Origin of the sequence: Sediminibacillus halophilus (assembly GCF_900103695.1) — a bacterium.
Classification (GTDB): Bacteria; Bacillota; Bacilli; order Bacillales; family Amphibacillaceae; genus Sediminibacillus; species Sediminibacillus halophilus.
On the sequence record NZ_FNHF01000002.1, the window covers coordinates 95,135 to 117,949 of the forward strand.

The 22,815-nt window shown below is 39.0% G+C and carries 31 protein-coding genes and 1 pseudogene; 1 reads left to right on the forward strand and 31 read right to left on the reverse strand.

Annotation, left to right across the window (positions count from 1 at the left end; genetic code table 11):
• Window positions 1-11: 11 nt before the first annotated feature.
• The 30 genes and pseudogenes from BLR82_RS07415 to BLR82_RS07535 all read right to left on the reverse strand — a co-directional run bounded on the left by BLR82_RS07415 (window position 12) and on the right by BLR82_RS07535 (window position 21,962).
• A complete protein-coding gene (locus BLR82_RS07415; RefSeq protein WP_074598398.1) occupies window positions 12-977 on the reverse strand; it encodes a complement C1q domain-containing protein in 966 nt (321 codons plus the stop codon).
• Between the two features lie 16 nt (window positions 978-993).
• Window positions 994-1,845: a phage distal tail protein gene (locus BLR82_RS07420; protein ID WP_074598399.1), complete on the reverse strand. Its 852-nt coding sequence runs from the start codon at window positions 1,843-1,845 to the stop codon at window positions 994-996.
• A gap of 12 nt (window positions 1,846-1,857) precedes the next feature.
• On the reverse strand, window positions 1,858-6,042 hold the full coding sequence (locus BLR82_RS07425; protein ID WP_074598400.1) for a phage tail tape measure protein: 4,185 nt from the start codon (window positions 6,040-6,042) through the stop codon (window positions 1,858-1,860).
• Window positions 6,043-6,079: 37 nt separating this feature from the next.
• Window positions 6,080-6,226 carry a phage tail assembly chaperone GT gene (gene gpGT / locus BLR82_RS21000; RefSeq protein ID WP_175486774.1) on the reverse strand — a complete coding sequence of 49 codons (147 nt, stop codon included), beginning with the start codon at window positions 6,224-6,226 and terminating at the stop codon, window positions 6,080-6,082.
• Between the two features lie 38 nt (window positions 6,227-6,264).
• Entirely contained in the window at window positions 6,265-6,627 is a 363-nt protein-coding gene (gpG, locus tag BLR82_RS07430; RefSeq protein WP_074598401.1) for a phage tail assembly chaperone G, read from the reverse strand.
• Window positions 6,628-6,702: 75 nt separating this feature from the next.
• Complete coding sequence (locus BLR82_RS20565; protein ID WP_083334807.1) at window positions 6,703-6,888, reverse strand: hypothetical protein; 186 nt, start codon at window positions 6,886-6,888, stop codon at window positions 6,703-6,705.
• 893 nt (window positions 6,889-7,781) lie between these two features.
• Window positions 7,782-8,408 carry a major tail protein gene (locus tag BLR82_RS07440; RefSeq protein ID WP_074598403.1) on the reverse strand — a complete coding sequence of 209 codons (627 nt, stop codon included), beginning with the start codon at window positions 8,406-8,408 and terminating at the stop codon, window positions 7,782-7,784.
• Between the two features lie 35 nt (window positions 8,409-8,443).
• The gene (locus BLR82_RS07445) at window positions 8,444-8,824 is read right to left on the reverse strand and encodes a hypothetical protein (protein WP_074598404.1); all 381 of its coding nucleotides are present in this window, start codon (window positions 8,822-8,824) and stop codon (window positions 8,444-8,446) included.
• Window positions 8,824-9,216, reverse strand: a complete 393-nt coding sequence (locus tag BLR82_RS07450; RefSeq protein WP_074598405.1) for an HK97-gp10 family putative phage morphogenesis protein — start codon at window positions 9,214-9,216, stop codon at window positions 8,824-8,826. Before BLR82_RS07450 ends, BLR82_RS07445 begins: the two co-directional genes overlap by 1 nt.
• Entirely contained in the window at window positions 9,213-9,587 is a 375-nt protein-coding gene (locus tag BLR82_RS07455; RefSeq protein WP_074598406.1) for a phage head-tail adapter protein, read from the reverse strand. Before BLR82_RS07455 ends, BLR82_RS07450 begins: the two co-directional genes overlap by 4 nt.
• Window positions 9,574-9,882, reverse strand: a complete 309-nt coding sequence (locus BLR82_RS07460; protein WP_083334765.1) for a hypothetical protein — start codon at window positions 9,880-9,882, stop codon at window positions 9,574-9,576. Before BLR82_RS07460 ends, BLR82_RS07455 begins: the two co-directional genes overlap by 14 nt.
• Before the next feature lie 11 nt (window positions 9,883-9,893).
• Window positions 9,894-11,072 carry a phage major capsid protein gene (locus BLR82_RS07465; RefSeq protein WP_074598408.1) on the reverse strand — a complete coding sequence of 393 codons (1,179 nt, stop codon included), beginning with the start codon at window positions 11,070-11,072 and terminating at the stop codon, window positions 9,894-9,896.
• Window positions 11,073-11,097: 25 nt separating this feature from the next.
• Window positions 11,098-11,883, reverse strand: a complete 786-nt coding sequence (locus BLR82_RS07470) for a head maturation protease, ClpP-related (protein ID WP_074598409.1) — start codon at window positions 11,881-11,883, stop codon at window positions 11,098-11,100.
• Entirely contained in the window at window positions 11,883-13,019 is a 1,137-nt protein-coding gene (locus tag BLR82_RS07475) for a phage portal protein (protein ID WP_074598410.1), read from the reverse strand. Before BLR82_RS07475 ends, BLR82_RS07470 begins: the two co-directional genes overlap by 1 nt.
• An 18-nt stretch (window positions 13,020-13,037) precedes the next feature.
• Complete coding sequence (locus tag BLR82_RS07480) at window positions 13,038-14,723, reverse strand: terminase large subunit domain-containing protein (RefSeq protein WP_074598411.1); 1,686 nt, start codon at window positions 14,721-14,723, stop codon at window positions 13,038-13,040.
• A gap of 3 nt (window positions 14,724-14,726) precedes the next feature.
• A complete protein-coding gene (locus BLR82_RS21540; protein WP_342721481.1) occupies window positions 14,727-15,053 on the reverse strand; it encodes a hypothetical protein in 327 nt (108 codons plus the stop codon).
• 30 nt (window positions 15,054-15,083) lie between these two features.
• Window positions 15,084-15,239: pseudogene (locus tag BLR82_RS21545) on the reverse strand (helix-turn-helix domain-containing protein); the annotation flags it as partial.
• A 180-nt stretch (window positions 15,240-15,419) separates the two neighbouring features.
• Complete coding sequence (locus BLR82_RS21005) at window positions 15,420-15,557, reverse strand: hypothetical protein (protein ID WP_175486775.1); 138 nt, start codon at window positions 15,555-15,557, stop codon at window positions 15,420-15,422.
• 6 nt (window positions 15,558-15,563) lie between these two features.
• Window positions 15,564-15,911 (reverse strand): HNH endonuclease, encoded by a 348-nt coding sequence (locus BLR82_RS07490; protein WP_139186918.1) that lies wholly within the window; start codon window positions 15,909-15,911, stop codon window positions 15,564-15,566.
• Complete coding sequence (locus BLR82_RS07495) at window positions 15,901-16,194, reverse strand: hypothetical protein (protein ID WP_074598412.1); 294 nt, start codon at window positions 16,192-16,194, stop codon at window positions 15,901-15,903. Before BLR82_RS07495 ends, BLR82_RS07490 begins: the two co-directional genes overlap by 11 nt.
• 61 nt (window positions 16,195-16,255) lie before the next feature.
• A complete protein-coding gene (locus BLR82_RS07500; RefSeq protein ID WP_074598413.1) occupies window positions 16,256-17,098 on the reverse strand; it encodes a hypothetical protein in 843 nt (280 codons plus the stop codon).
• 55 nt (window positions 17,099-17,153) lie between these two features.
• Window positions 17,154-17,804 (reverse strand): hypothetical protein, encoded by a 651-nt coding sequence (locus BLR82_RS07505; RefSeq protein WP_074598414.1) that lies wholly within the window; start codon window positions 17,802-17,804, stop codon window positions 17,154-17,156.
• A gap of 41 nt (window positions 17,805-17,845) precedes the next feature.
• Window positions 17,846-18,877: a Kiwa anti-phage protein KwaB-like domain-containing protein gene (locus BLR82_RS07510; protein WP_074598415.1), complete on the reverse strand. Its 1,032-nt coding sequence runs from the start codon at window positions 18,875-18,877 to the stop codon at window positions 17,846-17,848.
• A gap of 207 nt (window positions 18,878-19,084) precedes the next feature.
• Complete coding sequence (locus tag BLR82_RS07515; protein ID WP_074598416.1) at window positions 19,085-19,690, reverse strand: hypothetical protein; 606 nt, start codon at window positions 19,688-19,690, stop codon at window positions 19,085-19,087.
• Between the two features lie 6 nt (window positions 19,691-19,696).
• Complete coding sequence (locus BLR82_RS07520) at window positions 19,697-20,137, reverse strand: transcriptional regulator (protein ID WP_074598417.1); 441 nt, start codon at window positions 20,135-20,137, stop codon at window positions 19,697-19,699.
• Between the two features lie 13 nt (window positions 20,138-20,150).
• A complete protein-coding gene (locus BLR82_RS07525) occupies window positions 20,151-20,561 on the reverse strand; it encodes a hypothetical protein (RefSeq protein WP_074598418.1) in 411 nt (136 codons plus the stop codon).
• Window positions 20,554-20,679 (reverse strand): hypothetical protein, encoded by a 126-nt coding sequence (locus tag BLR82_RS21450; protein ID WP_281242166.1) that lies wholly within the window; start codon window positions 20,677-20,679, stop codon window positions 20,554-20,556. The genes BLR82_RS07525 and BLR82_RS21450 overlap by 8 nt, the downstream gene beginning before the upstream one ends.
• 58 nt (window positions 20,680-20,737) lie before the next feature.
• Window positions 20,738-21,505 (reverse strand): DNA-methyltransferase, encoded by a 768-nt coding sequence (locus BLR82_RS07530; protein WP_074598419.1) that lies wholly within the window; start codon window positions 21,503-21,505, stop codon window positions 20,738-20,740.
• A 34-nt stretch (window positions 21,506-21,539) separates the two neighbouring features.
• On the reverse strand, window positions 21,540-21,668 hold the full coding sequence (locus BLR82_RS21455; protein WP_281242167.1) for a hypothetical protein: 129 nt from the start codon (window positions 21,666-21,668) through the stop codon (window positions 21,540-21,542).
• A gap of 3 nt (window positions 21,669-21,671) precedes the next feature.
• Window positions 21,672-21,962 carry a hypothetical protein gene (locus BLR82_RS07535; protein WP_074598420.1) on the reverse strand — a complete coding sequence of 97 codons (291 nt, stop codon included), beginning with the start codon at window positions 21,960-21,962 and terminating at the stop codon, window positions 21,672-21,674.
• A 205-nt stretch (window positions 21,963-22,167) separates the two neighbouring features.
• Between BLR82_RS07535 and BLR82_RS07540 the strand changes: the two genes are divergently transcribed.
• The gene (locus BLR82_RS07540; protein WP_074598421.1) at window positions 22,168-22,569 is read left to right on the forward strand and encodes a YhjD family protein; all 402 of its coding nucleotides are present in this window, start codon (window positions 22,168-22,170) and stop codon (window positions 22,567-22,569) included.
• A 29-nt stretch (window positions 22,570-22,598) separates the two neighbouring features.
• Here the strand turns inward: BLR82_RS07540 and BLR82_RS07545 are convergent, their stop codons facing one another.
• Window positions 22,599-22,811, reverse strand: coding sequence for a hypothetical protein (locus BLR82_RS07545; protein ID WP_074598422.1), 213 nt, complete (start codon window positions 22,809-22,811; stop codon window positions 22,599-22,601).
• Window positions 22,812-22,815: the final 4 nt, after the last annotated feature.

Below are 22,815 nucleotides of genomic sequence, written 5' to 3' on the forward strand. Positions count from 1 at the left end.
AAAATCCCTCCTTATGAAAGTTTTGCAATCCTAAGACGAATTAAATTTGGTGTAACAGGTTCGCCGCCTGTATGAAATACAATCGCTTTGAATTGGACTTCATCTCCAGCCTGCAAACGATCTATACCACTGGCTATAACAAAGTTATCATTGGAAGAATTAAGCACTTTTGCAACCATCGGGAAGGCTTCTTCTCCGTTCACATAAACGTAAATCTGTACATCAATCCCCACAGGGAAGGATGTTTTCCACCATCCAATTTCAGCCCAGAAGCTATATACCCCTCTTGCTCTTGCAATGAATGTAGAATCAGAATTGATTTCGCCCTGTGTGTCTTCGATTATCCTCCCGAAAGGAACCTCTCGTACTTGGCTTTGTTCAAATGTTACGCCTTCCTCGTTTATTGTCTTGATGAATGATTGGTTCAAAAACGTTGCGGTTCCATATTCATCGATGGAAAGCGCCCTATAAATGTTATGCAATGGAATATATCCACAAACCGCATCGATTGTTCGTTCATCGGTTATCTGATCATTTTCAATATAAGATTTTCCCGCTTCGATTAACACTTGGGCTACACTCAATTCATAAATATAGCTGCTCCTAGTAAGAGACGGTGGAGTTGGGTTCGTACCCGGAATCCCCTTTTTAACATATGAATAGGTCTTTCTTTGAGTGGGAGTATTATCGAATGCAATAACTATGCGATCTATACGGTCGGTGTCAGGCTCCGCAATATCATGAATTAAGTCTTTCGCTGCTGTGTTTTCGTACATATAACCATTCGCAAATGCATATCCAGCTGCTAATGACACAGTCATATTTTGCTTTGATGATACAGCTAAGTCATCTAACGTATTTGTATTGGACACGCCATTACCGATGATTTGGGCATGAAATCGAGCGAAATCTCCCGCTTTATACTCATAAGCAGGTCCGCCTTCGGGCGTATTAAAAAAGTAGCTTCGTTCTACCATTAGTCTTTATTCCCTCCTATATTCCTACATATCTATTCTTCCAAGCGATGGATGCAATTGCGTTATCGGTTGATGAATCAGCCACATAACTTATTTTGTTCTGGCCAGGGATCAACTTAAATAGTTCCGAATAATCGTCTAAATAACCCCACGCCTTTTGAATAACGCTTCCATTGAGATAGATTTCTACTCTTTTGTTTTGTTGATTGGTATCTATATGCAAAACCTCGTCAGCAGAAAGTGTCCTCCAAATCCTTATATAATCTCCAGTTGTACGATTTTTTACCATCGGGTTACTTACGGGTCCCTGGATATTAATTTGAACAGGTGTTTCTACGTCTCCCTCGTTATAAATACTTGTAGAATCACCTTCAATCCCGAACTCTACTGGAAAATTGAAAGGAAATGTGAACTTCCCTTCATAAGCCTTTAAAGCTCGCGATACTTCTTGCGGGTCTTTCCAGTAGGGATCCGGACACTTCCAGCTAACCAGGAATTCTTGAAAAGGGTTTTGTCTCTTTTCGGGAAAAGTAGGTACGCTTTCTAAAACTCCTTCGATTTCTTTTACATCTCCGTCTAACTCGAGTACGATTTTGCCCAAACCAAGTTTTGGATTACAAACACGTATAATCTCTTTGCGAAGTTGTTTTATTTCCGAGAGTTTTGTTTTTGTGATTTTTCCATGTAAATCGATATATCGTGCTTGTAACAAAGAATCAATATAGGTATCTCCATCTTGATATGGAGATTTTTGTCCTTGCACTTCAGCATCTACTTCGCCAATGCCAGTTAAAGATTCAATTACTAGAGGTGATAGATAAAATACGATTTCTTCACCCCTTGCATTTTCATAAGTTATCCTACGCACTATCTATCACCTCTAATTTAATTCTAGTCCAAGTTGCTGCAGGGCACGTTTATTTTTACGTGCGGTTTCTGATGGGTTAGGAACAGTATCATAATAGTTAACTGTTTGATTAATTTCATTCCTTCCTCCACCGTTTGTTAATACCTCCAATAATTGTTCCAGTATTTGTACAACACGAGAATTCGTTTCTTGATAATCAGGTAGTTGTCCTGGACGTTTATTCCCTGCAATTTCTTTCCCTGCCAGAGCCAGCAATTTCATGGAATCGGTTCTTCTCGCCGGGTTTGTAGAGATAGCATATTCTGGCCAACCGTCTTCGGCAAAACCATATAGACCAGGCGTGCTAATACGAGCTCCTGTTTTATAACCCACATACGGCAATCCTTTTGCCAACGCTTTAATACCTGGTACATTAAATGCGCTGCCATATCTGCTCTTGATATAGTTAATGGCTGCCGCAGCGTTGTGGATCGGATTCATGATGTCATTCCACCCGGGTGCTTTAAAAGCATTAAAAGTGGGACCTATCGTCTGCATAAGTCCCATTGAAGGTGTGCCGCGTTTCGCATTAATATCCCAACGGTTTATGGTTGATGGGCCTGTTCGACCGCCGGATTCTTTCATAGCGATTGTAGTCAGTGGGCCTAACCATGAAGATGGAACACCGGTCCTGGACATAGCCGCTGCAATCCACGACTTAACATTGCCTGGAGCGTTGGTATCAAATGAACCAAAGTCAGAAATCTTGTTCTTAATATAGTCACGGAGCTCGTCCTTAACTTTGTTGAACAAGCCTTTTCCAAGTCCATCAAATAATCCTGGAAGATCAGGAGTTACCACTCCAAATTTCTCCATGGCCTTATCAAATAGTTTGCTAGGATTTGAGATATAGTCCCATACATTTAACGCAGTGTCTTTTACTTTACCGGCAGCTTCTTTTAGAGAGCCAATACCAAAAGCATATTTAGGGATTAGATCGAGCAACGGACGCGTTTCTTTTGCAGATAGAACCGAAGTTCCTTTCTCCATGTTTACCAGCGTAGGCTTATCTGGACTCAAACCTAATTTGCCGTCAGGAGACTGGATAAGTTCTGGACCAGCATTTATGCCTTTACCATCCCCCACAATAGCCAAACCGCCGGGATGTCCTTCTGTACCTTCGGCATAATGTGGTACGTCCCATTTTGGAATAGATTTGTCTACCCCAATCTTGCCAAGAACCCAGTTCACACCACCAATAGTTCCATTGATACCTTTGCCTAGCTTGCTAGCCATGGCATTGATCACATCGGTAATACCATCTTTGACATCGCCTGCCATATAACCAATACCTGCACCTAGCATTTTCGGAAGGCCTTTGGCTTTATCAACCATATCCTCAAAACGATCACTCATGATGTCCTTGGTTGCTTTTAGAGCTGCGCCGGTTCCTACTTTAAGTTCTTCGAATTTTATTAACCCATTTGAAACCAGATCAGCAATAGAGTCAGTAGCACTGCTCTTGAAATCCAAAAACTTTCCGGTGCTATTTACTACAAAATCTCCAATATTACTCTGACTATCCTTAGTAAATTTGGATAAATCGGCATACATCGTGAGGTATTTAGCTCCAAGGTCAATTTGAAGTTTGTCCCATTTAGAATATATCTCGCCTGTTTCCCAACTTACATTGTCAACATGCTCTTGAGCTTGTGCTTGAGCTTCTTCCACTACTCTTGAATGCATTTCTTCAGCATGAGAAATAGTGTCGTTTTTTTGTCTTTCCGCCTCAGCAATAAGGGTATCAGCTTGTTCTTTAGTTAATTCACCTGAATCATCCCGTTGACGGGTGAATTCTGCAACTGCTCGGTTATATTGTTCTTCCGCCTCCGCAATAACCTTATCTTTTTGCTCAATGGAATTTTTCACTACTTCAGCAGCTTGACGAGCAGATATTTCAGAGGATTGACGCTGCATGTTTTCTAATATAACTTTTTGTTCTTGTTGATTTTCTGTTAGTACCTCTATACCCATATCCAACCACTCTTGTTGAATCCTGGCCACTTCGGCATTTTCTTTTTCAGTGGTTGTTCTGTTTTCTTCTAAGGCATTCGAATAAATCTCATTGATTCGGTTCATGCCTTCTTTTGTAATGTTCTTTCTCTCTTCATAACCCTCTGTAACATTTTTAATAATCTCCGATTGTTCTTCTTCAGAAATGTTCTTAGCATCGGAGAACAAATCTTTCATAACGCTCAAGGTATCGTTTTTATCTTCTTCTAATCCATCGATGATCATATTTCCCATTTGATCAAAGTTAGATACAAGTGAATCTCTCATGTCTGATGTTACTTCTTTACCGCTCCAGGCCAATTCATCAAGTTGGACGGTCGCCTCTTCATTCAAATCCATAAAGCTCCCGACAGCTTTTTCCGTTGAATCTGACACCTGGTCGCCAAACAATTCAACCTCTGGTATAGCATCTTGTTTTAGATGATTATAAAGGGCAATACCTCCAGCTGTTAAACCAGCTAATGCACCGATCGCTATACCGACAGGACCAGTTGCAAATCCTGCCAAAGCAGCTCCAAGACCGCCAGCACCTGCAATTGCTCCTGATGCAGCTCCTGCAATGGTGACAATGCCACCTATAGTGGAGACCAGGCTTCCGCCCACCATTAAAACAGGACCCATCGCTGCGGCCAATCCGCCCATTATAAGGATTTGTTTTTGGGTAGATTCGTCCAACTCGCCAAACCATTGAACAAGATCAGTAACCTTCTCTACTCCATCCGTGAACATCGGCAACACTTTATCTGAAAATTGAATGGACAGTTCTTCGAAAGCTGACTTTAACCGCTGAATATTCCCTTGGGCATTATCTTGCATGGTTTCAGCCATATCATTGAGTGCGCCATCTGCGTCAGACACATCCCCTTTAAGCTCGCCATATTCATCATCAAGACCAGATAGCAACCCTTGAAAAGTCTTCAAATGTTCTTTGCCGGCAATCATCGAAATGTATTGAGCGCGTTGTTCATCGGTCATATCCTTGGTACGATCTTTAACCAGTCGTAACGTTTCTTCTAAGCCAATAAACTGACCATCAGCATCAAAAGCGCTAATTTCTAAGTCTTCCATCGCCTTCCCTGCTTGTCCAGCTCCTGAAGATAGATTGACCATGATTGCGTTCATTGCCCGGCCGGCTTCAGAACCTTTAAAACCTCTGTTAGCAAGTGTTCCTAGCAAAGCCGTACTTTCTTCCAAAGGAACGTTAAATTCTTTAAAGTTTCCGCCTGCCGTAATATAGGCTTCCATCAGAGCGTCAATATCGGTATTACTGTTCCTAGCAGCTTGTGCAACGTTATCCAGATATTTGGGAAGGTCCTCGACTTCTACCCCGAGAGCAGACATACTATCCGTTGCCAAGTCGGAAGCGCGAGCCAGGTCGATGTTTCCTGCTTCAGAAAGCCGTAGTACAGGCTCCAGGCCATCCATCATTTGTGTAGTGTCCCAGCCTGCTAATGCCATATAGCCCAGGGCGTCAGCTGCTTCAGAGGCGCTTTTACTTGTCGATGCACCTAATTCCCTAGCCTTGCCTTCTAACTGCTCCAAATCATTCCCTGTGGCTCCGCTGATGGCTTGCACATTAGACATGCTTTTTTCAAAGTCCATACCGGTTTTCAGCATCAGGCCGCCCAGACCAGCAATAGGAGCAGTCACGCTCATGGTTAAATTTTTACCAATACCTGTCATGGATTTACCGACAGACATAAATTTGTCTCCGGCTTTTTGCATGGAAGTGCTCATTTTTCCCCAACGAGATTCAGAGATTTCCTGTTCTCTTTTGAGCTCTTTCAGTTCTTCCGTTGTACGATCAACATAACGTTCCAAATTTTGAAGAGAGGCAGATTGGTTATTATATGCCTTTGCAGCTTTTTCAGCTTCGATTGAACCTTCCCCATGCTCATTGACCATCTTTTCGTAATTCCGCTTTGCCTTCTCGGTGATGGAACGCTGTACTTCTAATTTTTTATTTAAGCCTTCCAGCCGTGTTTCGTATTTACGAATCGAACGGTCTCCGCGGTCAAACGCTGACAAATTGGCTTTCATTTCACTGTTTACCAGTCGCATTTTGGAACGGAGGTCTGTTAGGCCGCTCTCCACTTTCATTGTCTCCAGGTCGAGCCCTATCGACATGCCTTCAATTCTTTCCAAGTATTCTCCCTCCCTTCTTCAAAAAATTAAAAATCCCTCAACCACCAAATGCGGCGATCAGGGATTTCTCTTGTTTCGGTTTGTTCTTTTCTTCTAATAGCTGAATAACAAAATAGTAAGGCATATCCAGTATCTCGTTGATATCCTTACCATTCTTCAATAGCTCATTGAAAAGCCGATCCATGTATTCTTTTTGCTTTTCAGCGGTAAAATCTTCATCCGTCAGCGTTTCTTCGCCAGGTACTTTTTTGTCGCATCATTCTGCACCCCTCTTGCTACAAAGATAATCTGATCAATTAATACCTGGTTCAAGTCAGGAGCATGAATGCCATTGAACAATTCTTCTTTTGTGAATTGCCCGCCATACACACGGTTGGCAACAAAGTCCATGATTTCATCGTATAATTCCTTTTCACCTTTAGCGTCCCGCTTTTCATCACTTTCGATTTTGGCGTTGATGTCGATTGCCTCATACACTACACTTGACTTGATAAATGGTGGGGTTAAAAATTTCTTCGTTTCAACTTCTCCCTCTTCCGTTACATTGGTAACAAGCTCGATCATGTGTCTTTTCAAATTAGCCAATTCAAACATCCTCTCAAATTGTTTTTTTATTAATGCTCATAAATAAAAAGAGCAGGTTTTACTCCTGCTCTTTTGTCAATCAACCTTTTTAATTAATGGCCGTCCCGCTTTATTATTGGATGAAGATAATTCTTTCAGCCGTTCCTCAGAAACTTTCTTGTTAGCAGGCTTTGGGAAACGGTCTCCCTCAAAATACTCCTTGTCATCCTCCAGGTCCCGGAAACTTTCTATCACTTCATATTGAACTTTAGATTTAGCCATCGTCGATTTCACCTCTTTTATTGCTTCCACGTACTTTATGGAAGCCTTTGAATTATCAATGTGTTCAAAGGAATCATCGAAAGGAGTATGATTCACATACTTCCCTTTAAAGAACAAACCTTGCTGATCATTCATTACACCAGCGTTATGAAAAATGCCTGTTTCTTCATAACGTTGAATATCATCAGTCGGCCAACAAAAATCCAGTTCGCTTGGTGTCTTTACCGCTTTATTAAAATGGTAGACATTCCATAATTGCGCCCACATTTCTGCTGTCCATTTCTGTATTGGCGTATAACTTCGGCCATTGGCTTTTACATATTCAGGTTCCACAGAAGCCAAAAATCTATAGAGTTTAACAGAGTCACGATATACTTTTTTCCAATACTCAAAAGTCGGATTATTAATTATCCATTGTGCTCCGCCAACAGGATTCTCCCGTCTGATCTTGGCAGCGTCAATGTTTAATAATCCGCACATTCGATCCAGTAAATCCTCACCTTTACTATCGATATAATCGATGCTTAGGTAACTTTCACAATTGGAAGCGATCCATTTATTTTTTGTAGCCTTAACTTGTGGAACTTGTCTCAATAATACATCGCTATCCAAATAAAAATAACTGTCATCTTCACGAGAACGGTCCTCTTCTAAATACCTCATCCATAAATAAGGTTTGATAGAAGGAATATATGTCTTGTCGTTTCGCCCATCTTTATATATGTGGACTTCTACTCCATACTTATTCCTCAGATATAAAGGTATTTGATTGTCCTGCTTAGCAAATAACAGGACAATCTCTTTAATACCTAATTTTCGGAGACGGGTTAAACATACTTCAAGCTCCCATTCAAAGCGTTTTATCGCTGGTTGACACAGTATAAACTTCATGATTATGCACTAGTCGTTGTTGTGGTTGTTGTTGTGGTTGAAGGATAAGGTTTGCCAAAGACCGCCTGGAAGAGAGCATCTCGATTTGTAGTTTCTCCTTTGGCATCTTTTCCGAAAATCACGGATTTTTCTTGTTCAAAGCCATCTACTTTCCTATCCATAAATTCTGCTGAAATTTCCTCAGTTGAGAAAGTAGTCTCTGTTTGTTTCGTTTGACCATTAATGGAAGGACGCAAGAATATCCCTTTGGTCAGCCCTACCCATTCTTTCGAGCCATCTTCATATGTTTTCGCAAACACACAAGCAACATACGGTGGAGTGTCTTCGGAACCATGAGCCGTCAATCCATTTGAGGTTTCTAATCCAAGCAACCGCTTTTTATCCGCTCCAGGCAACGTATGAAATCCTGACGTTACAGTAATATTACCGCTGGATACTGCAAGCTCGGCTGTAACGTTGTCACCAAATGCACGGACCGCCGACTGAGGCATATCAACTGTGATGTTCTGTAAGAACTGAATTCGTTCGATAATACCATTGGTTACATTCTCACTGCTTTCATCAATTTCAGCATAGTAAAATTCATCTACACCTGTAGAAGACCTGTAGGTTTTAACTTCTTCAGCCATTTATATCACTCCTATATTGTAATAAAAAAGACACCCTATAAGGTGTCAAAGTCTTTTCGATACTTTTTTCCTGTATATCTTCTGGCATCTCGAAAGATACCATAATCCTTGTCATACTCGGGTAATCCACCTACCTGGGCTAATCCAAGTTTCCACATAATAGACTGTATTTTCTTAGCCAACATATCGGTTAAAGTCCGTTTTTTTGTCCATACCTCTATTTGATAGAGGTGATCATCTTTTAACCAGTTGTTATCAGCAAAGTCCTCTGGACTGGGTGGAGCCAGTGGATCAATAACAATATGCGGTTCTTGTAAGTCAGCTGCTTCCGGATATTCATAATACTTAATCCGCCCGCCGGCATTTTCAACAATAAAATCATCAGCCATCATAGCTTGGTAGATTTCATCCAGCATTACAAGCCCCTCCTGATAGCGTTTATGATTGTTTTTCTATACGCAGCTTTTGCGTTTTTCATCGCCCTGGCAATTGCACCTTTACCTGCAGGATTCGGGTTCTGGACGGTTCCCCATTCATTCAAATGGATGATGCGGTAACGATCATGAGGTCCACGCCAATACACTTTAACTGTTCTGGTTCCTTCTACCCACATCGGCTTTGATATTGTTATTTCCTCAATGGAATAACCTTTGTCTTTAAACTTTTCAAATTCTGCCTTTAGTTCTTTTATGAATACTTTTGCTCCATCAGTTAATGCCTTGTCACTGATACGCTGCATATTCTCTTTTCCGAATTTCTTCTCCACTTCCGCAAGCACCTTATCCGTTCCTGTGATCTTCACACTCATGAAGACACCCCGGCAATCACGTTGATAAAATCCTTTTGCTGCAGATCAGGCTGAACATGCTTCACGTTGTAAAGCACGTCACGGTACCTTTCGTCCTCAATGGACAAATAATGCTTGTCGTTTCGGGGTACAAAATCACCCATAGGATCTCTAATAACAACAGTGATATCAGACAGGGTACCGTTGGATTTTGCCAGTTCCACATCTTTAGCCCATACCTCATCTATCTTGCCATAGCATTCATAAACGGGCACTTCCCCTATACTGCTCCCGGGTTCCGGGCCATCGCTTGGTGTATCTTCATAAAAAGACACAGGGGTTCTTAATTCACCAGAATGAAGACGAGGCGGCTTGTATTTAAACTGTCTCATCGGTTTCACCTTCTTTTGCAAAGGTCATGTCTAAACCAAGACCGAGTATGTCACTTTGAAAATTGTCATCAAAATACTCAACCGCATCATTGTACGCATATCTGGTTCGTTCTAGGACAAGTTCCCTTGCTCGTTTATCGATATTGTTTTCCCCGTCAATGTCAAAACTTCCGCACTTATCTTCCACGTATGCAACAGAAAAGGACAACAACTCTTTCAAATTGTCGTCCTCTCCACTATGTGAGATATGCATCCTGCCTTTAAATGCTTGCAATAGTTTATCTGAGACCATCAAGATTACCCCGCTTATGCACTAGTTGTTGTCGTCGTAGTTGTTGTGCTTCCAGTATTAAAGTCGATATCTAAATCATAAACCAGAGCAGTCTTATTGTCCTCTGGCTTACCATTTGCGAATTGCTTAATTGTGTAAAGCATGGCGTCTTCAATAGCCAACGTCTGGTCGAATTTATTTGTTTTGTACCCACCTGCTAACGCAGCAAGATATTTCCCCTGAACAAAGAACAGCGCTTTTCCAACCGGAACTTCTTCAGACTCAATTGGTTTAATGTTATATGGCAAAGACATCACCCATTGACCATTAGCTGTTTGAATAGTATTTCTAGCTTGTACACTAATAGAGTCGACTGGGTTTACCACCATAACAATTTTGTTCATTACCTTTCGTGCTTTGTTTTTTGCATCTGTAGATAAGGCTTTAATTACATCATGTAATTCGCCTGCCACAACCTCTCCCTTTTCAGATGGTGCAAAAGTCAATGTACCAGTAGAACTTTTAGTTGTAACAGCTCCGGACTCACTAACATTTTTCATTAATCCAATTGGCTCATTTTGAGCTGGCCCACGGCCATTAACCAAACCATATTCCAAACCAACAGAATAAGACTCAACTAGTAATGTGCGAACATAACGTTCAACCCAGACTGGACCAAGATCTAGCATATCTTTTGGAATTACTGCAAAGGCAGTAAGTTTCAATTGTCCAATTTCTTCTTCGGTAAATGCAGCGCTAATTTGCCCTTTAATTTCGCCGAACAATTTACCCCAAGCATAAGCTTTATTAGGGTCTGATTTGATGAATCGCGTAACTGCTCCTAGATCTCTCAAACCGATTGCTTGAAGTAAAGGATGTGCCTCCACCAAATCTTCAAATACTCTTTCTTGGGTAGTAACTGGTAAGATGGAATTTTCATCAAACCCACCAGATGTCACTACTTCATTAAAGAATTTTCTTTCTTCTGAAGTAAGCACGTTTTGTCCTCGAGCAGATAGAATTTGTGCATCCATTTGTTGAGTGCGAACTTCTGCAGTTATCTTTTCTGTTAAATCCTCCGCAAGGGCATTCTGCATTTCATCCCAGGCAGCTGCAAGTTTTTCCTGGTCTTGCTCTTCCGCCTTCACTAGTTCCATATATGCTTCTTTTTTGGCCTGAAAATTATCCATTTTTCCTTTTAATCTCATTGGCATGTTGTATTCCTCCTAATTTTTAAAATTAAAAAATGAACCCTTTTCGCTTATTCTGCGTTGGCGCAGAAGGTTTGGGTTCATTTGGTTCATTATTATTCGGTTGTAACTCATCTAAGATTTCTTTCTTAAAATCTGCAAACATTTGTTTTATAGTATCTTGGTTGATTCCCTGTTCTGGCTTATCGGAAATTTTATTTAGTTTCCCTTGCCTAATACCATCAATGACTTCTTGAGGGATTAGATTAGCAACTCCCGAACTAGCCGAAAGCTTAATTTCATTTTCAAACATGATTTCATCGATTAAGCCTTTTTCTAGTGCATCCTGGGGTGTCAACCAGGTTTCCTCACCCATGAGTTCAAGTAATTCTTTCTCTTCTATTCCGCTTTTCAAACGGTATGCATTAGCGATTGTTCTATCCGTGTTTTTCAACATTTCTGCTGATTTACTCATATCACGATGATCACCTTGAGAAATCATGGACGCATTATGAATCATTAATTCTGCGGTAGGGGCCATTTTCACCTTTCCCTTATCACCCGCCATCGCAATTACACTAGCCGCTGAAGCAGCTAAACCTACAATCCGAGTTTCAACACTGCCAGCGTATGTTTTTAAATCATGGTAAATTTCTGATGCTGCATATACTTCACCTCCCCCGCTATTTATAATGACTTCCAAATCTTCTCCATTTGCACTATCAATCTGATCGGCAATCATTTTAGGAGAGGTATGCTCCACATCAAACAGCTCATATATCCATGCCACATCGCTGGATACAATAGCGCCTTTAACATTAATCCTTTTTGCCATTAATTTTCACCTCCTTTAAGTTCATTTTCTGATCTATAGTTTTTAGTCAGAACAAATTCATCTAACTTTGGATTATCTGATCGTTCTTTACCAAATAATTCTCTCACTTCATTTCTTGTGAAGGCTCCTGAGGCTACTAACTTGTCAACAGCTTCTGCATTTTCTATCAAATCTCTCTCCGTTAATCCAAACACATCGATTTTTGAACCTTTTAAATATTGGTCTTTCGTTAAAATTTTTGCATTAAGTTCATCCTGTACCTTTTTGATAATGGGACTATTACAAAATCTCACATACGCTTTCATGCTCGTTTCATAATCTGATAACTCGCCATGAACTAAAGCGGTTGGTATTCCCAGAATATTGGCCACGTCATCAGTAAGCGATCTTTTTAGCTTTGTTATCTCTTCAACAGACTGTCCCTTGTTATCGCCTTTTGAAACCTCGTTGTACTCAAACCCCCTCAATTTAGGAACAAGAGCAACTGTATTTTTTTTAAAAGAAGCGAACAACTTATCAATAAAGGATTGTAATCTGCTTTGATTTTCTGAGTCTAACTTTTGCGAAGTGTCTAATCCCACTGTCCCGCGAATTTGATGATTTCTCATGCTAATCTCTATCATTCTGCTAAATAAGTCGCCGAAGTCATCAAACATACCCTTCATGAAAGTAGTTAACTTCTCGTTGTTATATGTGAGATGAATAACTTCATCCATTTGAAATGTACGTTGGAAAGTGTAACCTTTTACTTCTACCTTTCTAAACACATCTGGATAGATTGCGTATTCCACTCGTTCAAAGTCATCAGCAATTAAGAGATCATTACTATCTGTTAGTACCACTAGCACTTCATTTTCGTAAATTAGTTGATGAATAAAATCTTGCCAAAAGTTTGTTGCTGTTTGATCCGTATTCGGACGGACATTTAGTAGATAGTACCAGTCGTCAATTTGCCGTTTCCCATCTTTCATAATTCGAAAATCAGAAAGGCTGATTGTTCGGCCGATAAAATTTATACAAGTTTCCAGCGCCATCTTTTTTAGATATGCACGATGATGTGTTTCTTCAAATAGATCTAAATCAAACAATGATTCTAATTCGCTATTTCGTCTCAATACCTTGTCTAGCCATCCCACCTTTTGAACTCACCTCCTTTAGAAGTTCAGTGCTTCGAGAGCATCTAATGAACTATCTATGTCTACTTCATCATCCAACTCACCAGCTCGATATAATGCATGAACAAATGCCTGGAAGCCATCCGTTTTTCGTTTAACTTCTTCTTTCTTTAAGAACTGCTTCCCAACTTGAGTTTCCTTTACATAAACGTTATTGGTAAACCAGCGCATCAATGGGTTGTCTCCAAAAATGAACTTATGGTTTGCAAATCCATCTTCAACACGTGGAGCAAGTAATGGATGAATGGCTCTCGGATTACGTATGGGGTCAACTACAAAACCTTCAGCTTCTAGCAGGGGTCTCAATATATCCAGCTTATAGTTATCCGCGACAATTTTTTCAACGCCATATTCCTCCCGCATTTCAATAAACCAATTAACCACATGTATCGGATTTAACGATGGTTCATCCACAACCTTCATCAACCCATCTTTTTCCCATTTTTTTATTGGCGCTTTTTTCTCGGTGCCGAAATCATTATTGGTATTCGAATATCCGTAATGCACATCACAAAAATGTTTGATGGCAAACGTAAAGGATTTAAATGCATACTCATCTTCTTTCTTGAACAGAAGTCCGCATGTAGCAAAATCTCGAACACTTCCAAAGTCCAGAGACCCTATTGGTTTTGTATTCAGTTCAAAGAATGGGCGGTTAGTTGCCATTATCTCTTCACGAGAAGCAACCGAATTTTCCATGTTGTCCTCTATAAAATTCATACGCTTGGTAACAAACGCCGACCGGCCTGACGGATTGTATGCTAACTTTTTATATTCTTTCATCACCGTGTTGAACAGTCGTTTTCCCCGCTTATTCAGAGGAGCCTGTAGTGCAGGATTCGCCTTCGCCCAACTTTCTGGATTGTCCATTTCTTTTAAATCGTCAAGTTCACAAATGTATGGAAAAACGCCCGAGAATTCAATCAAGCCGTTGAGGATGTCTTCACATTCCCGATACTTAATGTCAAAATATCCTTCTCGTACAAATCCTTTTGTTCCAATAAAGAATTGCCTTCCGCAGTCTACCTTCCCGAGACCGCCGGAGAACACATCCACAATTTCCGTCGTTTCCATCTCGTGGTACTCGTCATAAATGACGGCCCCTTCACGACCACCATCTTGAGAGCTGGCATTACTGGTTTTGTATTCGAAAACAGATTGTGTGGACAATCCGGTAATGCTACTTTTATACGCTTCAAATTCTTCTTCAAGATCTTCATGGCCTTTTTTGTTAATGACTCGAAAACATTCCAAAAAGCTTCTCTTGGCTTGTTTTTCAGAGTTGGCCACGATAGATACATCGTAATAATCAATTCCGTGGAGAGGACTAATAAAGTAATTAGCAAGAGTGGAGATAAATCCATTCTTTCCGCCTCCGCGCCCCATATTGATGACAAACTCGTCAAAGACTGGTTCATCATCTTCTTTTCGGAATAAAAAAATGAATGGGGTTATAAACTTCTCCCATTCATCCAGTTCAAAATACCATTTTTCACTAAATTCTATATAATTATCAATTTGATCTTCATCGAAATAGTAAAGATCGCCCCGCGGTAATATATGCTTCTCTATTAATCCGATTAGCAAGATTCTTTTCTTATTGAGGAGGAGCTTGCCACATTTCCACTTTTTTATATAATCTTCAACATACTGATTATGCAGCATAGGCTATCGACCTAATAACTTCGATTTCCTATCATTCTTCGGTTGTGGCAATAGATCGGTTAATTGTTTAATGATTGACTGATACGTTTTATCTCGGTTGTCATAATTCTCAACAATCGGACGCTTACGATCATAAGGAACCTGGTTCTCACTTTGCGAGAATTTCTCGTACTCCCCGTTTTCCAAAATGTCTTTCCAGTTATCATCAAGTAAAATCCGAAGCCGTGCAGCTTGAGTGATTAATCCTTCGGCAACATCAAGCTGGTTTTTAGGAATGTTCTTAAAAAGACTCTTCAGCCTTTCAGCTTCTGCTTCTACCCGACTCTCCATATCATCTATTCTATCGTTTAATAAATAAAGTACAGATACATCAAGTGCTTTTGCAATCCTTGCCAATAAGTCTAAACTAGGAGAATTTTTCCCTTGTTCAAGGCTTGCGTAGTAACTCGTTGATATCCCTGCTTCCTTAGCGAAATCCGCCTGAGTAAGTTTTCTTTCTTTTCGCTTTTCACGCATCCGAAAACCAACTTTTTGTTTATCCAAATTAATCACCTCTTTCTACACAGACCTGCGGGGGAGGGAGGGGGTTGCAAGTTATAGCGCATCTGCTGAGTTGATTCCCCCTTCACCGGTGCCCCCGATGGTAAAAATCGCGAAACTTTTGAGGCGGGGGGTCTATTTTATTCTGAATCGTTCCTACAAGCACTCTGTTTCTTCCGTAATCTCTTCAAGTAATCTTTTTTCTCTTGCAATATCCTTGTCGCTTGCGCCCGGTCTTTGAATGTAATGTTGAAGAGCGTGCTTGATTATCTGTTTCTTAACATAGGACTTCATTCTAATCTACCACCATTCATCATCCCACTTAGGTTTCTTTCTCCATAGCGAGTAATCAACATACCTTCCGTGCTTGTAGTTATGACAGTTAACGCATAGCGTTTGTAAGTTATCCTCATCAAGTGCAAGCTCCGGATAATCTTCAATCTCTTTGATGTGGTCAACAACAAGTATAATCTTCTTTCGCTTAGCTGACTCGCTATACTGATTCGTGTCTACCGTTACCCTGCCTTGTCGTTTGCATTCCTGGCATTCGTAATTGTCTCGTTGCTTTATGTGCTCTCTTAGCTGCTTCCAGTTACCACTATCGTAGAACTTTCGTTTCTGCTTCTCGGTTTTGTATTCAATTGCCACGATGCATTTCTTCTTTCAGCAGGTCAGCCTTGTGTTGAACCTTCTTCCGTAACTTTAGTACCTTGTCCTTTTGTTTTGCTTTTAGCGGATGCTTTTCTGATAAGGTCCTGATTTCTTGCTGCAGCTTTCTTATCTCAGGATCAGAGTAATACGATGTGTATTCTGCCTGGCAATCTTGGTTAGGACATTCTACATAATATCGGTGGATGTCTTGCTCCATAGTTTCCTGCTTTAATTCTTTTACTTCGAATTCTCTCTCGCACACATCGCAATTAACTATCAATTTAATCCCCCTTACTTTGTAAAAAAAAAGACACTGTTAAAGTGTCTTAGTTTTTTCTTGGCTAAATATTTAAAATTTCCACAACATCAACTTTATAATCAGTTCCAACCTCCACAACTTCGATAACCTTTATAATATCTATGTTTTCATCTATACTTGCAACCAATATAGCATCATATTCACTAGATTTTTTTAATCTGAATAAACCGCGGAAAGACGCGTATAGTTCTTCTATCAACAAATTCACATCATATTCAGGGTCTAATAGTTCTAGCATCAATTCATAATGACTTTTTTTGGGTTTTTTACGTAAATCAATAGTGCCTCTTCTAGTATCTAATATGGATAGAAGCCTACCTTCTAATTCATCCATTCTTTTAAGGACGTCATATTTTTCAGGATCTTTGGATTTGACATCCTGTAATATTCTGACTTCCTCCGTTGCTCTATATACAGGATTATCTATTTCCTCTTCAATTACAGCCTCCTTAATCATACTTTTCAAGTCCTCTTTTCTTTCAACAACGCCTAACATATCATTTGTATAAAATATTGTCCTCTCTTCCACTATATCAAAAGGAAGTTTTGTACCTTTTTCACATAATTGCACAATGGGTTTTCTTGCAGCATGTCGTATTGCTACCTCATACATAACATTAGGATTTAACCCAGTTAAATTAGCAATAACTAAATCATCTGTTAAAATTTTAGAAAGTATTTGCTTTGTAATCGATCCGGCATTGTACATTCGATGAGCCACTGCAACATCATATCCCTCTTCTTCAAGAACAGGAGTAATTAAAGAATCTATCACCCCTTCTGCGGCTCTTCTTACTTCAGAGTTATCTGGACCGATTGGTGTTATTATAAAGCATGTTTTTATTTTTTGATTTTCCGTACCCATGTTATCTCCTTAACCAACATAATTAATATAATATACTATTAAAAGAAGGGTTTATCTAATAATCCCTATCTATTTGCGATACGTAATATACATTTTTAACTAAATGCTTAGCCTTAAAAGCCCTATCTAAATCCAAGGTTTTTGTTAGAGTAATTATATATACTTCTTTCCTTAGAAAAGGATTCTCCTGCTCTTCCTGTCTAGTATTATTTGACATTATAGCCCTATATACATACCATTTTGAAAGAAAAAACACTGGACATACGCTTACTGAATCCGTTTTTACATAAATCAGCACAATAAAGAAAATAATAAAAAGAGATACTGTATAATTAGCTGCTGAACTATAATCCAACGAAACAAGCGGTAACAAAAGCGTAACCAGGAAAAAAGAGTAATCGTTGACACTCAGTTTCTCATATTTTCTTATGACAAATTTATTTCCGAAATTAGAGGAATGGAGCTGGTTTTCATAATCTTTAAATAAATACCTCACTATTAACTTATATAACACTATTGATACTATTATAATGAGAATTATTACCACTACATCAAACAACGTTTTACTTATATACTTTTTCAAAAAATCAGCTACAAAGGTGTTCTTAAACCAATTATTACCGTCTATAAAACTATATGTCATAATAAGTATCAGAGGTAAATACGCAGTCCCCCATAACATGAGTTGCTCTCTTTTCCTCCACATGAGTTTTTCTCCTTCTTTACCACAATTTGATTACATATTTCTTAGCTATCATATGCAATCGCAACACGAAAGTCACTGGATAAAAATGATTTTACAATTTTATCAGCGAAAAAGTGTATTAAAGGAGTAGGCTTCTCTCCCTCCTTATAAATCACTTTATAATTTTCTGTGTCAATGAACTCCAAGAGCGGCCAAACTGTACTGAATTTTTCTTTATACTCTTCTAACTCTGCAGGATTGGCGGGTTTATTTTGTTCAATAGCAGCCAACTCATTACACCTTTCTTCAAAATTTTCCTGTAATACATTAAGCGTTTCAGGTTTAATTTGTGCTAAACTTCTAGAATACACAAATGCTTTACATGAGTCCTTAAATGCTTCGCCATTGGAGTTCTCATCATTAAAAAAAGGCATAGAAGTTATTCTTTCTAAGTTTTCATCCCTTAATTGGTTTATATGATCTCTGTAATCAAAGGCATACTCAAAGCTGTTTACATTTATAATAAAGATAAAATTTCCTATTATAAAAAAATCGATATTTCCACCAATGTCTATAAGAGTATCTTCAAAAAATTTAAACTCGTTTGCATTCCGAGTAGCGAATTTTCTTCTCTTGGTGTTTTTCCTAGTCCCCTTATAAAAACAGAAATAAGCGCTGTCCCCATCATAATCAAGCCTAACAAATTGAAAGTTTGTTTGTTTATCCGGAAATTCCGCATCTGTTCCTGAAAGTGCATTAAATAATTGTTGTTTTTTATCCGCTAAAGAGTCATTCACAGAAATGTCATACCTTGCTATAGTACCGCTTTTCTCTACTTCTAAATTGTAATCACTTACTGAGAAAACAGAAGTTATATTTTCATCTGTTTCTTTTAGTTCTCTTAAAGATCTCGCAATATGTTTTTTTAACCATTCTACGACATCTGGTTTAAGATTTATTTCTTTGGCTTGATAGTAATGGTCTGCATTTTTTTGTTTTCTAACTAAACTCATTTTAATTTCTACATTTTCAAGTTGCTCATCACTTAAATTACTTAATTTATTTACTATATTTCTGTTACTATTGAGGTCCATATTTACCCTCCTATTGATTTAAATCTGAATATATTTAATTCAACAGGAAGAGACAATATTCCTTCTTTTTTCCCAATTTTTTTACATTGCATGACAAAAAGCACCGAACAGAAATATCGGCACGGTGCTTTTTACCTTATATTAACACAATAACAGGATTTATAACCTCAAAAGTGCAAAGTGAGTGCATATGTAAAAATCCTATATTCATTCTAGTATATTGAGAATTTTCAGCAACTGCAGGACTGTTAGTATGAATATCAAAAAGTTAAGGATGAACATCGGTATCTTTTTAATCGAATATTTTATACCCCCTTCGGAAATAATAATATACGCAACATATAAAAAGCCCAACAAGAATGTGTATAAAGCAAAGAGAGACAGTAATAAAACAATGATATTCACCAATAAATTTGAAAACACAAAAAGAAGTACTGCTATAATAAACGAAGTCACTATGCCGACATTTATGTAATTATATGCAGATTTGAATTTTTTATCTGATTTTTCTAACTCCATGAATAAACCTAGTAAACCAAAAACTCCAATGAGTGCACCCACCACATTTGACACTAACTTATTACCCAAAAACATAGGATAGAAATATAAAAAACCAGAAACCAATAATAAAGCTAAGCCAAGAGCATATCCATTAAGTTTTTCTTCAATAGGATCCTTCTCTTTCTTCTTAATTCTTTCATTTTTCATGACTTTTGATCTCTCCAACCCTTTATCAACTTTAGCTTTAAAATACGACAAAAAACTAGGGAATTCCTGCAAACCTAACAAAATACAAGAAAATCCCCTAGCCATTTTACTTTACCTCCATCCTAGAACTTCAACAGTCGCTTGCACAATCTCATCTCTCCAATAAATAGCCTGTCTGCGACTTACATTAAGCTCTTGAGCTATTCCATCCCAAGTAAGCTTATGGCTCTTTCTCCAATAGCGCAGCTTAACTAACTCTTTATAGTCACTCGGCAAAGCGTTATAGACTTCCTCGATTGCACGGATCACTTGTTCTAAGTACTTTAGTTGCCTACTGGTAGTTAGTCGAGTAGCCAGCCGCTCTGTTGGATTACCTGGATGTCTAACCGAGTTAGCACCTTTTACAATGGTTTTATCTTTTGGATCCTCATCAAAGGGATACATTATTTCTTCTCTAAGAGAAGCTATCTCTCTTAGTGTTTGATGGTAGTTGTACCATTCGGATTCAGCATGTTTAAATGTTATTTTTTTTGGCTTATTGGCTGTCGTCATCTTAATGTCCCCCTTATCTATTCCCGTCCGCAAAGTCTAAGCGGACCTTATACTTGATAGCGTTTATCTCTTCTCTTGTCGTATCTAATGCGTTCTGCCATCGTTTCCAGTTCCCAAATGCTTCTGCTTCCGCTTTCCTCAGATCAGTTACAGCTAGTTCCGCTTTAGCATCTTTGTACTTATCCGCTGCCAGGTAAGCTTCAGCATATGCCTGCTTCCTGGCAGCATAGATGGTTTTATATTGCTCGGCAAACTCGCCGGCAAGCTTTCCAATGAAGACCAATTGCTTTGATTTTAAATCGATTAACTGTACCTTTGACTCTTCCGGAACCCGCTTAATGACTTTGTGGTACTTGATCACTTCTTTTACATATTCGTCTATCCAGTCTTTTTGAGACTTGCTGGAGCGGTCCAGTTCATTCATTCAGCCGCTCCTGGAATTGGATTAGTTCTTTATCGGTCATACGGTCAAAGGCTTGTTTATTCCATCCGCTTCTCCATGCTAGTTCTTCAATGAGCTGCAACCGCTCTTGATCTGTCATCCAATCCCTCCGTTTATGTGTCGAAGTTTCTTCGAAATGCGCACTAACTATAGTTTGTCTAAAAGCTCCAAGTTGCAAAATGTGCTTCTCGATAAGGCTTTGTCGTTACAGTCCAAACATCTCTCTTATTCCTCATATCTCGAATCGCTCTGAAAGATTCATTGCCATGTTTACCATCAAATGAACCTCTTGGTCTATCTGCTCTTCTTTGTTGATGTGGTGGACCAAATGAACTAATCGAACCTCTTATATCTTGCGTACCATAAATCGCTGGTTCCTTAATTGCCACATGATCGTAATAATACTTCGGTGATTTGCTCAACAAGAAGATAAACTCGTGTGATCTTGTTGGCCTGTCCGTAACACTTTCAGGCATTGCATTAGGTTTGTTCCATACTATGTCTGACCTTAAATACCAACCATCTTCCTGTAACGCAAAAGCTACTCTCCAAGGAATACCTATTAAATCTTTGGGCTTAAAACCTTCAAACTTAACTTTTGATTGAACACTATTAGGATCAGGTACATAAGTGTGTTTTTGTCTATTTTTTTGTTTCCAAGCACCCTTACCACTCCCGGCATAAGAATCACCAAGATTAAGCCAAACAGTTCCATCATCTTTTAGAACTCTTTTTACCTCTCGAAATAAGATCACTAAATTTTGAATGTACTCATTAACAGTGGTCTCCAACCCAAATTGGCCATCCACACCATAATCCCTTAATCCATAGTAAGGTGGACTAGTTACAACTGTATTAACAAAATTGTCAGGGAAATTATTTAGCACTTCGATACAGTTACCTTGAATTATGTTGTTCAGTTTCATGATCTACCTCCCCCTCAGCACGATGAATTTTGAGTCAACTCCGATTAAACTCCCTCAACCTATCCAGTAACGCCTCATCCTCCATCCTGGCCAGCTCGCTGTATGTAGCCGCGGTGTGTCCGACCAGGATGGTGATGATTACTTGCCTTTGTTGTGCGTTCATATATCAAAAACCGCCTGTCGAAAGCGCAATAAACGGTTCACCTTCCCAATACATTTCAACAATCTCTTTTACTGTGATTAACTCTTGACTGTCTTCGCTTTTACGAATCTTTGCATCCATTGGAACAATTTCCACCAAGTCATAGTCGTATAATTCATCGTCTTTGATTCCGGTTAGATTCTGATAAAACTCCTTAGCTTCTTCTTGTGTATAAGCTGCTACGGCATCACTTTCGCAAAGTTGAAAAACCTTTACATCCTTCAATCCTTTTTGTTCAGCAATTTTCAATCCCATTTTAGATAACCTCCCGTTTATTTTTTGATTTTCTTTCCGTTCACTTGTTCCATCAGCCGCTCCAAGGATTGCTCTGCATTTCTCTTAGCGTTTCTTCTGAGTGTTTTAGCAGACTTCTTTTTACCCATCTTCATCCCTCCTATATATTTCCATTTATAAGAACATCCGTTCGTGTTATACTTAAAAATAAAAAGGTGGTGTTACCATGAACCCTATAATTGAACGAACAATTTACAGCTTTATCCTACTTCCTTATGTCTTGAAGATATTTAAGCGAGATAGGCACCAGTTTTATAATTCCTCTTCTAAAGTGAAATGGATCTACTTAGATATGCTTGATGCTTCCATCGAAACTGTCCAGGAGGATTACAATGCCGTCCGGCAACAAGTATTCGCTAAGTACCATTTGAACGTTAAGTATGTTGGCAAGGAAGATGATATGGTTCAGTACAAGTGGACTCACAAAAATGAATCAGGAGTAATTTGGATTTCATCCGCTGAATTACGCGAGAAAACCAAACGATTAATGAGTGATTATCTTTATGGTCCACTTGCTGTTGAGGTAACTCCTTCCGGTAAACCATGGCCACCCTTAGATGATGAATAGGCAAGTTTTAGCCCTTTTTCACTTATAAATCATAAAACACCCGTCTGGACTTGTTTGACTTTGATTGTCCGACAGCTCTCACTCGCATACTCAACTGTTAAATCACTAATGCTGAGTCTTTCCATTGGCGTGCCATCTGCAGCATGAAAGTGACCCATTTTGTATAGTGCGCTTTCCATCTTTCTCCTGTTTTCAGCGGCCTTTTGATTCCTTTTTTGTTCGTTTACTGATATTACATTCATATAG

What these genes read in the sequence shown, in the direction of transcription:
- BLR82_RS07415 (WP_074598398.1), bottom strand. Translation starts at nt 977, where the DNA reads ATGGTAGAACGAAGCTACTTTTTTAATACGCCCGAAGGCGGACCTGCT.
- gpGT (WP_175486774.1), bottom strand. Translation starts at nt 6,226, where the DNA reads ATGGATCGGCTTTTCAATGAGCTATTGAAGAATGGTAAGGATATCAAC.
- BLR82_RS20565 (WP_083334807.1), bottom strand. Translation starts at nt 6,888, where the DNA reads ATGGCTAAATCTAAAGTTCAATATGAAGTGATAGAAAGTTTCCGGGAC.
- BLR82_RS07440 (WP_074598403.1), bottom strand. Translation starts at nt 8,408, where the DNA reads ATGGCTGAAGAAGTTAAAACCTACAGGTCTTCTACAGGTGTAGATGAA.
- BLR82_RS07445 (WP_074598404.1), bottom strand. Translation starts at nt 8,824, where the DNA reads ATGCTGGATGAAATCTACCAAGCTATGATGGCTGATGATTTTATTGTT.
- BLR82_RS07450 (WP_074598405.1), bottom strand. Translation starts at nt 9,216, where the DNA reads ATGAGTGTGAAGATCACAGGAACGGATAAGGTGCTTGCGGAAGTGGAG.
- BLR82_RS07455 (WP_074598406.1), bottom strand. Translation starts at nt 9,587, where the DNA reads ATGAGACAGTTTAAATACAAGCCGCCTCGTCTTCATTCTGGTGAATTA.
- BLR82_RS07465 (WP_074598408.1), bottom strand. Translation starts at nt 11,072, where the DNA reads ATGCCAATGAGATTAAAAGGAAAAATGGATAATTTTCAGGCCAAAAAA.
- BLR82_RS07470 (WP_074598409.1), bottom strand. Translation starts at nt 11,883, where the DNA reads ATGGCAAAAAGGATTAATGTTAAAGGCGCTATTGTATCCAGCGATGTG.
- BLR82_RS07480 (WP_074598411.1), bottom strand. Translation starts at nt 14,723, where the DNA reads ATGCTGCATAATCAGTATGTTGAAGATTATATAAAAAAGTGGAAATGT.
- BLR82_RS21540 (WP_342721481.1), bottom strand. Translation starts at nt 15,053, where the DNA reads ATGGAGAGTCGGGTAGAAGCAGAAGCTGAAAGGCTGAAGAGTCTTTTT.
- BLR82_RS21005 (WP_175486775.1), bottom strand. Translation starts at nt 15,557, where the DNA reads ATGAAGTCCTATGTTAAGAAACAGATAATCAAGCACGCTCTTCAACAT.
- BLR82_RS07500 (WP_074598413.1), bottom strand. Translation starts at nt 17,098, where the DNA reads ATGGGTACGGAAAATCAAAAAATAAAAACATGCTTTATAATAACACCA.
- BLR82_RS07505 (WP_074598414.1), bottom strand. Translation starts at nt 17,804, where the DNA reads ATGTGGAGGAAAAGAGAGCAACTCATGTTATGGGGGACTGCGTATTTA.
- BLR82_RS07510 (WP_074598415.1), bottom strand. Translation starts at nt 18,877, where the DNA reads ATGGACCTCAATAGTAACAGAAATATAGTAAATAAATTAAGTAATTTA.
- BLR82_RS07515 (WP_074598416.1), bottom strand. Translation starts at nt 19,690, where the DNA reads ATGGCTAGGGGATTTTCTTGTATTTTGTTAGGTTTGCAGGAATTCCCT.
- BLR82_RS07520 (WP_074598417.1), bottom strand. Translation starts at nt 20,137, where the DNA reads ATGACGACAGCCAATAAGCCAAAAAAAATAACATTTAAACATGCTGAA.
- BLR82_RS07525 (WP_074598418.1), bottom strand. Translation starts at nt 20,561, where the DNA reads ATGAATGAACTGGACCGCTCCAGCAAGTCTCAAAAAGACTGGATAGAC.
- BLR82_RS21450 (WP_281242166.1), bottom strand. Translation starts at nt 20,679, where the DNA reads ATGACAGATCAAGAGCGGTTGCAGCTCATTGAAGAACTAGCATGGAGA.
- BLR82_RS07530 (WP_074598419.1), bottom strand. Translation starts at nt 21,505, where the DNA reads ATGAAACTGAACAACATAATTCAAGGTAACTGTATCGAAGTGCTAAAT.
- BLR82_RS21455 (WP_281242167.1), bottom strand. Translation starts at nt 21,668, where the DNA reads ATGAACGCACAACAAAGGCAAGTAATCATCACCATCCTGGTCGGACAC.
- BLR82_RS07535 (WP_074598420.1), bottom strand. Translation starts at nt 21,962, where the DNA reads ATGGGATTGAAAATTGCTGAACAAAAAGGATTGAAGGATGTAAAGGTT.
- BLR82_RS07540 (WP_074598421.1), top strand. Translation starts at nt 22,168, where the DNA reads ATGAACCCTATAATTGAACGAACAATTTACAGCTTTATCCTACTTCCT.
- BLR82_RS07545 (WP_074598422.1), bottom strand. Translation starts at nt 22,811, where the DNA reads ATGAATGTAATATCAGTAAACGAACAAAAAAGGAATCAAAAGGCCGCT.